This window comes from Rhodoblastus sp., from assembly GCF_041915505.1.
GTDB lineage: Bacteria > Pseudomonadota > Alphaproteobacteria > Rhizobiales > Beijerinckiaceae > Rhodoblastus.
This window is the reverse complement of sequence record NZ_JAYSBG010000108.1, coordinates 1-10,146: the sequence shown is the minus strand read 5'-3', so window position 1 is coordinate 10,146 and position 10,146 is coordinate 1. Positions and strand designations below refer to the sequence as shown.

Genomic DNA, 10,146 nt, shown 5'->3' with positions numbered 1-10,146 from the left:
CCGTCGCCTCCGTCCTCACGCTGCTCGCGGTGTTCTCGCTGATCGCCAAGATCGCGATCGAATTGAAGACCGCTGGCGAATCCCGGCGCTGATCGAGAAGGCTCTCCGCCATGACCATCGAAGTTCAGAATATCAGCAAGAGCTACGGCCCTGTGAAAGTGCTGAAGAATGTCGACCTCAAGATCAATTCCGGCGAACTGGTCTCCCTGCTCGGCCCGTCGGGTTCCGGCAAGACGACCCTGCTGCGGGTGATCGCCGGCATCGAACAGGCCGACGCCGGCTCCGGCCCGGTGGCCTTCGACGGCGTGGACGTCTCCGGCGTCGATCTCGGCCGGCGCGGCATCGGTTTCGTCTTCCAGCATTACGCCTTGTTCAAACATCTGACCGTGTTCGAGAACATCGCCTTCGGCCTGCGCGCCAAGCCGCGGCGCGAGCGGCCCAGCGAGGAGCAGATCAAGGCGAAGGTGCAGTCGCTGCTCGAATTGATCCAGCTCGGCAATTTCGCGCAGCGCTATCCGTCGCAACTCTCGGGCGGCCAGCGCCAGCGCGTGGCGCTCGCCCGCGCGCTGGCGGTCGAGCCGCGCGTGCTGCTGCTCGACGAGCCCTTCGGCGCCCTTGACGCCACGGTGCGCCGCGAATTGCGCCGCTGGCTCCGCACGCTGCACAACACCATCCATGTCACGACCATATTCGTGACTCACGACCAGGAAGAGGCGCTGGAAGTCTCCGACCGCGTCGCGGTGATGAACGGCGGACGGATCGAGCAATTCGCTTCGCCGCAGGAAATCTATGAAAATCCTGCCAATCCCTTCGTCTTCAAATTCCTGGGCAATTACAATCTGTTCCACGGCCGCTCCGGCCATGGCGGCACGCTGGTGCGGCCGCATGACATCATCCTCCACCGCGACGCCGAATTCGCCGGACCGGAAGGCGAAGAGGGCGTAATCGCGCACATCGGCTTCGGCGGACCGGTGGTGAAGGTCGAACTGGAGCGCGACGACAAATCCCGCGTCGACGTCGACGTTCCGGCGCAAACCTTCCAGGAACTGGAGCTGAAACGCGGCGACAAGGTGTGGTTCGCGCTCCGCGCGGAGCGTGATTTTCCGCTCGAATATTCGATCTGACGCGACGCCGGCGCTATAGCGTTTTCGAGCGAAGTGGCTACCGGTTCGCGTAAAGAACCGAAGGTCCGCGAAGCGAATACGCGTCAAAACAAAAACCTGGATCGTTTCATTGTTTCCATGAAACAATGAAACGATCCAGCGGCGGGAGAGCCGAGGCCTCCCGTCGTTTTCGTCCATAATTATTATATTTATTCTATCGACTAAATGTAATATTATCAGGCTTGAAGCGAGGCGTTTCGCCGGGAGGCCGTCATGGCTTTTGAGATCGCCCATCCGCAATTGCAGTTCGGGAGCCTGTCGCGCGTGCGGCGGATTCTCGCGGCCCTGCTCGGCCTGGTCCTGCTCGCGGGCCTCGTCTGGAGCTGCGTGACAGCCTATAACGCCCGGCCGCTGGATGGGCCCGCGCTGAAAAAGCCCATTGTCACGCCGGGCGTCGGTCCGCGCGCAACCTAACGAGCCCGGTCGCAGAAATGGCGGCGGTCAGATGCCGCCGCCGTCGTGAAAGGTTTCCTCGCGGGCGGTCGCCTGGGTGATGTTGCTGCCGGGCGGCACGGAATGGGTGAGCCAGACATTGCCGCCAATGGACGAGCCGCGCCCGATGGTGATGCGGCCGAGCACGGTGGCGCCGGCATAGATCACCACATTGTCCTCGACGATCGGATGACGCGGGTAGTTCTTCAAGAGCGCGCCGTCGCCGTCCTTCTCGAACCGTTTCGCCCCGAGCGTCACCGCCTGATAAAGCCGAACATGGCGGCCGATGATGGTGGTTTCCCCGATCACCACGCCGGTGCCGTGATCGATGAAAAAGCCTTCGCCGATCCGCGCGCCCGGATGAATGTCGATGCCGGTGCGCGAATGCGCGCTCTCCGCGATGATACGCGCCAGCATCGGAACGCCGAGCCCGTAGAGTTCATGCGCCAGCCGGTGACGGATGACCGCGAAGACGCCCGGAAAGCAGAACACCACCTCATCGACGCTCTTGGCGGAGGGGTCGCCCTCGAAGGCGGCGAGGATGTCGGTGTCGAGCACCGCGCGCACCTTGGGCAAGGTCGCCGCGAAAGCCGTCACGATCTCGCCTGCATGGCGGGCGATGGCGTGATCGTGGCCATCCTTCTCGCCGGCCAGACGCAATTCCAGAGCGATCTGGGCGCGCAGAGCCGACAGCGTCTCGGCGAGCTTGCGCTCGACAAAGCCGTCGGCGTCGCGCGCGCGCAGGCCGCAGGGGCCGAAATGGCGCGGATAAAGCGCCGCCGCCAGACCGTCGACGAGGCCGATGACAGCCTCGCGCGACGGCAGGTCCGGCGGCGCGCCGCGATAGCGGCGCTTTTGCGACGCCGCCCGCAGATCGCGCAGCGCCACGACGAGGGCCGGAATTTCGACCCCGTCGAGCGCTTCCTCGATCGGTCTTTGGACCAGGTTCAAGCGGCGAGCCCCTTGGCGTCGAACACGCCCTCGAACAGCACCGAGCTAAGATAGCGCTCGCCCGAATCGGGCAGGATGACGACGATGGTCTTGTGGGCGTTCTCGGGCTTTTTCGCGAGACGCGCGGCGGCGGCCAAAGCGGCGCCGCTGGAAATGCCGGACAGGATGCCCTCCTCGCGCGCCAACCGGCGGGCGTAATGGATGGCCTCCTCATTGCTGACGCGCTCCACGCCGTCGATCAGCGAGAGATCGAGCACATCGGGAATGAAGCCGGCGCCGATGCCCTGGATCTTGTGCGGGCCGGGCTTGAGGGGCTCGCCCGCCAGCTTCTGGGTCAGAATCGGGCTCGCCTCGGGCTCGACCGCGATCGACTGGATCGCCTTGCCCTTGGTGTGCTTGATGAAACGCGAGACGCCGGTGATGGTGCCGCCGGTGCCGACGCCCGAGATCAGGAAATCAATGGCGCCGTCGGTGTCGTCCCAGATTTCCGGGCCGGTGGTGGTCTCGTGGATCGCCGGATTGGCCGGGTTCTTGAACTGCTGCAGCAGCACATATTTGTTGGGATCGGAAGCGGCGATGCGCTCGGCCTCGGCCACGGCGCCGGACATGCCCTTGGGGCCTTCGGTCAGCACCAGCTTGGCGCCGAAGGCGATCAGCAGCTTGCGGCGCTCCAGGCTCATAGTCTCCGGCATGGTCAGCGTCAGCGGGATGCCGCGCGCGGCGGCGACATAGGCCAGAGCGATGCCGGTATTGCCGCTGGTCGGCTCGATGATTTCCTTGCCGTGGCCGAGCAGGCCCTTCTTTTCCGCGTCCTGAATCAAGGCCGTGCCGATGCGGTCCTTGACCGAATAAGTCGGATTGCGGCCTTCGATCTTGGCCAGGACGGTCGCCGGCGCGTGGTCGATCACGCGATCGAGCCGCACCAGCGGCGTATGACCGATGGACTGGGAATTGTCTTCATACCAACGCGCCATGAAAGCCTCCATCGCTCCTGCGAGCAAATGATATATTGTATCTATAAAATTAGTCGATTTATCGCTGTTGGCAATCTAAATTTCATCCTGGCCGCGCGCGGCGCAAGCAAATGGAGATGTGGACGGGCGCTCCCGCCGGCGGCGCGCCTGTCATCTTTCCGTGAAAACAATCAAGTATTTTTGTATATTATACAGCGTATTTTATTTCCATTTCGTGTCCGTCTTTGGGCTTGTCGACATAAGAATTACGTACTACTCAAGCAAATATAACAGGCAAACAGAGTATAGAATAATTTTCTTACTTAAAAGAAGATTATTCTGCGCCGCGCTCATCCTTGAGCAGCCAAGACGAGGGTCCTATGGCCGAAGATACTGAACTCCGAAGAACATTGAGCGAATCGGCCGCAAGGCAGCTCGCCAACGCCACCAAGACCCGGGCGCAATGGTCCGGCATCACGCCGCGCTGGCTGGTGTCCTTCCTGCCCTGGACGCCGGTCGAGGCCGGCATCTATCGCCTGAACCGCGTCAAGGAAGATTCGGCGCTGACCGACGCCGACGTCGAATGTAGCCCCGCGCGCGACCGCGACGCCGACCTGCCGGAAACCTTCGTCGATTATGAGGACCACCCGCGCGAATATTCGCTGAACGCGGTCACCACCATTCTCGACGTCCAGACCCGCGTCTCCGATCTCTACAGCCACCCCTACGATCAAATTCAGGAGCAATTGCGCCTGCTGATCGAAAAGGTGAAGGAGAAGCAGGAAAGCGAGATCATCAACAACCGCGACTATGGCCTGATCGCCAATGCCGCGCCCTCGCAGATCATCTCGACCCGCAGCGGCGCGCCGACGCCGGACGATCTCGACGAACTGCTCACCAAGGTCTGGAAAGAGCCGGCCTTCTTCCTGGCCCACCCGCGCGCCATCGCCGCCTTCGGCCGCGAATGCACCCGCCGCGGCGTGCCGCCGCCAACCGTCACCTTGTTCGGCACGCCCTTCATCACCTGGCGCGGCGTGCCGCTGGCGCCGTCGGACAAGCTGCCGGTCGATGAAAACGGCAAGACCAAGATCCTGCTGCTGCGCACAGGCGAGAAGCGCCAGGGCGTGATCGGCCTGTTCCAGCCGGGCATTCCCGGCGAAGTGGCGCCGAGCCTGTCGGTTCGCTTCATGGGCATCAACCGCAAGGCGATCGCCTCCTATCTGATCTCGCTCTATTGCTCGACCGCCGTGCTGACCCATGACGCGCTGGCCGTGCTCGAAGATGTCGAGATCGGCAAATATCATCAATATCCCTTCACCTACGCGTGACGGGATTCCGTGACGGGGCTGCCGGCGGCGTGTTTCGCGCCGCCGGCCGCCTTGACCGGCGGCGGCCCCGACGCCGCGCCGAAACCTTTTCTCAGGATCGCCGAAATGCCGCTTGGCCTCACCGCGTCAGAAGCTTCCACGAGCCAGATCCAGGACGGGCCGCTCGCCCCGGGCGCCGCGCCCGGCGCGCCCGATCCCTCGATCATCGCCCAAATGGCCAACGCCTTGTTCCATCTGACGCCGACCCAGACCTTCGCGCCCAATGTCGATCCCGGCGTACCGGTCCTTCCGCCGAGCCCGGCCGTCGCGCCGGCGCCCAATGTCGTCACCTCGGTCGCGCCCTATACGCCCGCCAATCCGCTGGTCGGACCGCCGGACCTGCCGCCGACGACCATTCCCTCCATCGTCCCGACGCCGAACATCGTCGCGCCGCAGGCCCCGAACCTGTCGAGCGTGGCGCCCGGCTATGGCGAGCCGCCCCTGCCCGGCGCCTCCGCCGGCGCGAGCGGCCCGTTTGACGCTCCCGTCTCGCTCGGCGAGACCGCCCAGCTCGTGCCCGCCGCCCATCGCGCCAATCCCTATGATTCCGCCGGAGCGGCCGCGAGCACGGAAGAAGCCTATTTCCTGAGCGAGGCGACGCTGCTCTCGGCGCAGCCGCAGGCCCTGGCGGTCAAGCCGCATCCCGTCGCGGCGCCGACCGCCTTCGAGGCCCCTGCGAGCGTCCCGGCCACGCCCTCCGGCGCGACCGCCGAAAGCCCCGCAGCGACGCATGCCCCGGCCGCGACCTATAATTTCCTGGAGCTGGACCTTCGTCCGCTGGCCGCGCCGGCGCGCGGCGCGGCGGGCTTTCCGCTCGATCCGGAAACCATCAAGCGCGACTTCCCGATCCTGCAGGAGCGGGTCAATGGCGGCAAGAGGCTGGTCTGGCTGGACAATGCCGCCACGACCCAGAAGCCGCTGGCGGTGATCGAGCGGATTTCGGATTTCTACAAGCACGAGAATTCCAACATCCACCGCGCCGCCCATGCGCTGGCCGCGCGCGCCACCGACGCCTATGAAGCGGCGCGCGAAAAGACCCGGCGCTTCCTCAACGCGCCGTCGACGCGCGACATCATTTTCGTGCGCGGCGCGACCGAGGGCATCAATTTCATCGCCCAGTCCTGGGGCCGCGCCAATGTGAAGGAAGGCGACGAAATCCTCGTCAGCCATCTGGAGCATCACGCCAATATCGTGCCCTGGCAGCAGCTCTGCGCCCAGACCGGCGCGAAATTGCGCGTCGCGCCGGTGGACGACGACGGCCAGATCATTCTCGAAGCCTATGAGAAACTGCTCGGGCCGAAGACCAGGATCGTCTCCGTCACCCAGGTTTCCAACGCGCTCGGCACGGTCACGCCGGTCGTGGAAATGACCGCGCTGGCTCATCGGCACGGCGCCTGTGTGGTCGTCGACGGCGCTCAGGCCGTCTCGCACATGCCGGTGGACGTGCAGGCGATCGGCTGCGATTTCTACGTCTTCTCCGGCCACAAAGTGTTCGGGCCGACCGGGATCGGCGCGGTCTATGGCCGCGATTCGGTTCTCGCCCAGACCCCGCCCTGGCAGGGCGGCGGCAATATGATCGCCGACGTCACGTTCGAAAAGACCGTGTTCCAGGGCCCGCCGGAGCGGTTCGAGGCCGGCACCGGCAATATTGCCGATGCGGTCGGCCTCGGCGCGGCGATCGATTATGTCGATTCGCTCGGCATGGCCAATATCGCGGCCTATGAGCATGGCCTGCTCGAATATGCCACCGCCAAAATGCTGGCGGTGCCGAAGCTGCGGCTGATCGGAACGGCGCGCGAAAAGGCCAGCGTGCTGTCCTTCGTGATCGAGGGCAAGGACACCATCGGAATCGGCAAGGCGCTCGACGCCGAGGGCATTGCGGTGCGCTCGGGCCATCATTGCGCCCAGCCGATTCTGCGCCGCTTCGGCCTCGAAGCCACGGTGCGCCCGTCGCTCGCCTTCTACAATACCTGCGAGGATGTCGACCTGCTGGTCGACGTGCTGCTGAAGCTGCAAGGCCGCAACTGATCCCGTCAGAGTTTCGCCGGGAAGAAACAATCCCCCGGCGAAAACCCGCTCTTTTGAGGCGGGATATTAATTGACTATTTTGGTAGATTAAATATTATTATAGCGTCGCTGCCGTTCGAGGGAGCGGCGCCCCTCCGGCGCCGTAAGCCAGTCCATGCCCCATGCCTTTGTCATTCAGATCGCCGGACGCACCGCCGGCATTGTCGCGCGGGACCATAACGGTCAGGCGTTCCGCTTTTTCGCTTCGAGTCAGACGTTCGTTCCGCTCGAAGGCGCTCTCTTCGCCGAGCCCGAACAGGCCGAGCGCGCCGCGCGTCGGCTGTTCAAATCGCGCGGCCTACTTGGCGCGCTGAACCTCGACGACCTGATCTTTCTCGGCGGCGCCTCGGACAGCCCCGCCCGGCAAGAGGCCCTGCGATGACATCGGCGCCGCGCCACCTCATTCTGATCGAAAGCGCCAAAAGGCCGCCGTCCCCCTCGGATGAAGTGGAAACGGCGGATCTGTTATGGCGCAAGCTGCGCGAGGAAGCGCAGGACGCCTATGACGATGAGCCCAATCTGGCGTCGCTGCTGCGACGCTCCGTGCTCGACCGCACCGGATTCGAAGACGCCGTGGTCCATCGCGTCGCCGGCCGCCTCGCCAATGAGCTGGTGGCGGGCGCGCAGATCGTGGCGGCCTTCGCCGCCGCCCTTCAGGACAATCCGGAGATCGGCGCCGCCTTCCGCGCCGACATCAACGCCGTGATCGACCGCGACCCGGCCTGCGACCGTTTCATCGAGCCCTTCCTCTATTTCAAGGGCTATCACGCGATCCAGACCCACCGCCTCGCCCATTGGCTATGGGCCCGGGGCCAGACGGATTTCGCGCTCTACCTGCAAAGCCGGTCGTCCGACGTGTTCCAGACCGACATTCATCCCGCCGCGCGCATCGGCAAGGGCGTGTTTCTCGACCACGCCACCGGTTTCGTGGTCGGCGCCACTTCGGTGATCGAGGATGACGTCTCGATCTTGCAGAATGTCACGCTGGGCGGCACCGGCAAGGAATCCGGCGACCGGCATCCCAAGGTGAGGCGCGGCGTCATGATCGGGGCCGGCGCGAAAATTCTCGGCAATATCGAGATCGGCGCCTTTTCCCGTGTGGCGGCGGGTTCGGTCGTGCTGCATCCCGTGCCCGACCATTCGACCGTGGCGGGCGTGCCGGCCAAAGTGGTCAATCGCTCGAACAAGGGCGAGCCTTACCGCGACATGGACCAGTTGCTGAGCCAGCTCGCCTATGACTCGTTCTCTTACGAAATCTGAACGGCGCGACCGCCGCCGCGCCGTCTCTCGCGAAATCTGAGCAGCGCCTCAGATCGGGCGCAGGTTGGCGGCGTTGCGGCTCACGCCGCGGGCCGCCGGCGCGGCCGAACTAAAATTTTCGACTTCCTCCTCGCGCTCGGACAGATCGAGCGGCAGCGCCGTGGTCGATTTGATCTGCTGAAGCACGAAATGCGACGACACGCTGCGCAGCGGCGCGATGGCGGTGAGGCGCTTGTAGAAGGCGTCATAGGCGGCGATGTTCGGCGCGACCACGCGCAGGACGTAATCGACCTCGCCAGCCAGCCGGCTGAACTCCATCACTTCCGGCATGGCGGAAACCGCGCGGACGAAATGCTCCAGCGTTTCGGACGAATGATCGCCCGCCTGAATGGCGATATGGACCGTCAGCCCGATGCCGACCTTGTGCGGCGCGACAATGGCGACGCGCTTCTGCAACACCCCGGTCGCCTCAAGCTTCTGGATCCGTTTCCAACAGGGCGTCTGGGACAAACCGACCTTGTCGGCGATCTCGGCGACCGTCGCCGCGGCGTTTTCCTGCAGAATCTTGAGAATATGGCGATCGATCCGGTCCATGAGACGGAGACTCCGCTGGGTTCGCTTGATGTTTATTTAGTCTATAAATCTAGTGAATTATGTCAAATGAAAAGATGGAATTTCCCGACCGCCGGTTCGGCGGGAAAAGTTCGCCGCCACGCGAGCGCCTACGGCGCGACCAAGTGCTCGCGGCGCGACGAAGCGCGCCGGACGCGGACAGACCGGCCGGACAAATTTTGCGAGAATTTTCAGAGGTCGGGGCGCCGCTCCGGGCGCTTTCCGAATGCGGGCGCGCGGTGGCGGCCCTCAGGGCAAGGCGGGCGCGCACAAATCGGCGCGCCCGCGATCATTGCGGCAAGATCAGAGCGGATAATCCCGCGCGGGATCGACGCCCGCCTCGGTGAGGAAGTTGCGAATGGCGACGACCTCGTCCTTGGACAGGCTATGCTGGCTGTCGTGGAAGCCGTGGGAAAGGCCGTTCAGCGAAACCGTCAGGCGGCCATGTCCGCCGTGGCTGATTTCCGCGCCGAGCTCCTCCAGCGTCGTCTTGACCAGTTTGGGATCGACATTGGCGCTGATCGGATGGGCGAACAGGCTGTGCAGGGCGGCGCGATGTTTATGATTCATGTTTCTCGGGCTCTCTCGTCCTGTTTTCCGGCATAAGCCGATGGATCGCGTCCTATAGCAGCCTGATGCGCAGCTGAAGCGCGACAAAATGCCGCCCTCCTCTGATCCCACGCCATGACAATAACGTCGCGCTCCGATATTGCTCTGCTTTAGAAGCCCGATTCAAAGGCTTGAGACTTCGCCACGCCGCCATTGGAGGTTGGTTTGAAACGATTTGCGGCTTCCCTTCTCGCATTTTTGGCCGCTTTGCTGGTCATCGCGCCGCTCAGTCTGTGGTCAAGCCTCGCCTTGTGGTTCCGGTTTCCCGGACCGGATTGGGCGCGGCCGCTGACGGCCGCGCTATTCGCTGTGTTCGGTCTTGGCGTCATGGCCGCGCTGTTCACACCCCGGCGCTGGCGCGCCCTCGCCGCTTTCGCTTTGGCCTTCGCGGCCATGGCGGGCTGGTGGAGCACGATCACGCCGCCCAAGACCGGCGACTGGCAGCCGGATGTCGCGCGCCAGACCACCGGCGCGGTCGACGGCGACATTCTGACCCTCTCCGACGTGCGCGATTTCTCCTGGCGCAGCGAAGGCGACTTCACCGAACATTGGGCGCCGCAGAGCTACGACCTGCGCAAGCTGAAGACGCTCGACCTGTTCCTCGCTTATTGGGCCGGGCCGGAAATGGCTCATCTCATCATGAGCTTCGGCTTCGAGGACGGCCGCAAATTGTCCTGGTCGGTCGAGGTTCGCCGCGAAAAAGGCAGCGATTTCTCGCCGGTCGCGGACGCT

At 64.2% G+C, this 10,146-nt stretch carries 11 protein-coding genes; 7 read left to right on the top strand and 4 right to left on the bottom strand.

Annotated features, from left to right (window positions below):
* Window positions 1-110: 110 nt before the first annotated feature.
* Together ACE3S9_RS08895 and ACE3S9_RS08890 are read left to right on the top strand one after the other, a co-directional pair.
* Window positions 111-1,124 (top strand): sulfate/molybdate ABC transporter ATP-binding protein, encoded by a 1,014-nt coding sequence (locus ACE3S9_RS08895; protein ID WP_374546088.1) that lies wholly within the window; start codon window positions 111-113, stop codon window positions 1,122-1,124.
* A 252-nt stretch (window positions 1,125-1,376) separates the two neighbouring features.
* Window positions 1,377-1,577: a hypothetical protein gene (locus tag ACE3S9_RS08890; RefSeq protein ID WP_374546087.1), complete on the top strand. Its 201-nt coding sequence runs from the start codon at window positions 1,377-1,379 to the stop codon at window positions 1,575-1,577.
* 27 nt (window positions 1,578-1,604) lie between these two features.
* Here ACE3S9_RS08890 and epsC read toward each other — a convergent pair whose 3' ends face one another.
* Both epsC and cysK read right to left on the bottom strand, forming a co-directional pair.
* The gene (gene epsC / locus ACE3S9_RS08885; protein ID WP_374546086.1) at window positions 1,605-2,546 is read right to left on the bottom strand and encodes a serine O-acetyltransferase EpsC; all 942 of its coding nucleotides are present in this window, start codon (window positions 2,544-2,546) and stop codon (window positions 1,605-1,607) included.
* Entirely contained in the window at window positions 2,543-3,520 is a 978-nt protein-coding gene (gene cysK / locus ACE3S9_RS08880) for a cysteine synthase A (protein WP_374546085.1), read from the bottom strand. The genes epsC and cysK overlap by 4 nt, the downstream gene beginning before the upstream one ends.
* Window positions 3,521-3,879: 359 nt before the next feature.
* On the opposite strand from cysK, the gene ACE3S9_RS08875 reads away from it, so the two are divergent.
* The 4 genes from ACE3S9_RS08875 (at window position 3,880) to cysE (ending at window position 8,193) form a co-directional block, all read left to right on the top strand.
* Window positions 3,880-4,827 carry a family 2A encapsulin nanocompartment shell protein gene (locus ACE3S9_RS08875; protein ID WP_374546084.1) on the top strand — a complete coding sequence of 316 codons (948 nt, stop codon included), beginning with the start codon at window positions 3,880-3,882 and terminating at the stop codon, window positions 4,825-4,827.
* 105 nt (window positions 4,828-4,932) lie between these two features.
* Window positions 4,933-6,894, top strand: a complete 1,962-nt coding sequence (locus ACE3S9_RS08870; protein ID WP_374546089.1) for a family 2A encapsulin nanocompartment cargo protein cysteine desulfurase — start codon at window positions 4,933-4,935, stop codon at window positions 6,892-6,894.
* A 154-nt stretch (window positions 6,895-7,048) separates the two neighbouring features.
* Window positions 7,049-7,315 (top strand): hypothetical protein, encoded by a 267-nt coding sequence (locus tag ACE3S9_RS08865; RefSeq protein WP_374546083.1) that lies wholly within the window; start codon window positions 7,049-7,051, stop codon window positions 7,313-7,315.
* Window positions 7,312-8,193 (top strand): serine O-acetyltransferase, encoded by an 882-nt coding sequence (gene cysE, locus ACE3S9_RS08860; RefSeq protein WP_374546082.1) that lies wholly within the window; start codon window positions 7,312-7,314, stop codon window positions 8,191-8,193. Before ACE3S9_RS08865 ends, cysE begins: the two co-directional genes overlap by 4 nt.
* A 48-nt stretch (window positions 8,194-8,241) precedes the next feature.
* On the opposite strand, the gene ACE3S9_RS08855 is transcribed toward cysE, so the two are convergent.
* Together ACE3S9_RS08855 and ACE3S9_RS08850 are read right to left on the bottom strand one after the other, a co-directional pair.
* Window positions 8,242-8,787, bottom strand: coding sequence for an Lrp/AsnC family transcriptional regulator (locus ACE3S9_RS08855; RefSeq protein WP_374546081.1), 546 nt, complete (start codon window positions 8,785-8,787; stop codon window positions 8,242-8,244).
* Between the two features lie 321 nt (window positions 8,788-9,108).
* The gene (locus ACE3S9_RS08850; RefSeq protein WP_374546080.1) at window positions 9,109-9,375 is read right to left on the bottom strand and encodes a hypothetical protein; all 267 of its coding nucleotides are present in this window, start codon (window positions 9,373-9,375) and stop codon (window positions 9,109-9,111) included.
* 204 nt (window positions 9,376-9,579) lie between these two features.
* Here ACE3S9_RS08850 and ACE3S9_RS08845 point away from each other — a divergent pair.
* The coding region (locus tag ACE3S9_RS08845) for a DUF4105 domain-containing protein (RefSeq protein ID WP_374546079.1) at window positions 9,580-10,146 on the top strand (567 nt) is incomplete at its 3' end.

Coding starts and splice junctions, on each gene's coding strand:
- ACE3S9_RS08895 (WP_374546088.1), top strand. CDS start 111: ATGACCATCGAAGTTCAGAATATCAGCAAGAGCTACGGCCCTGTGAAA.
- ACE3S9_RS08890 (WP_374546087.1), top strand. CDS start 1,377: ATGGCTTTTGAGATCGCCCATCCGCAATTGCAGTTCGGGAGCCTGTCG.
- cysK (WP_374546085.1), bottom strand. CDS start 3,520: ATGGCGCGTTGGTATGAAGACAATTCCCAGTCCATCGGTCATACGCCG.
- ACE3S9_RS08875 (WP_374546084.1), top strand. CDS start 3,880: ATGGCCGAAGATACTGAACTCCGAAGAACATTGAGCGAATCGGCCGCA.
- ACE3S9_RS08870 (WP_374546089.1), top strand. CDS start 4,933: ATGCCGCTTGGCCTCACCGCGTCAGAAGCTTCCACGAGCCAGATCCAG.
- ACE3S9_RS08865 (WP_374546083.1), top strand. CDS start 7,049: ATGCCCCATGCCTTTGTCATTCAGATCGCCGGACGCACCGCCGGCATT.
- cysE (WP_374546082.1), top strand. CDS start 7,312: ATGACATCGGCGCCGCGCCACCTCATTCTGATCGAAAGCGCCAAAAGG.
- ACE3S9_RS08855 (WP_374546081.1), bottom strand. CDS start 8,787: ATGGACCGGATCGATCGCCATATTCTCAAGATTCTGCAGGAAAACGCC.
- ACE3S9_RS08850 (WP_374546080.1), bottom strand. CDS start 9,375: ATGAATCATAAACATCGCGCCGCCCTGCACAGCCTGTTCGCCCATCCG.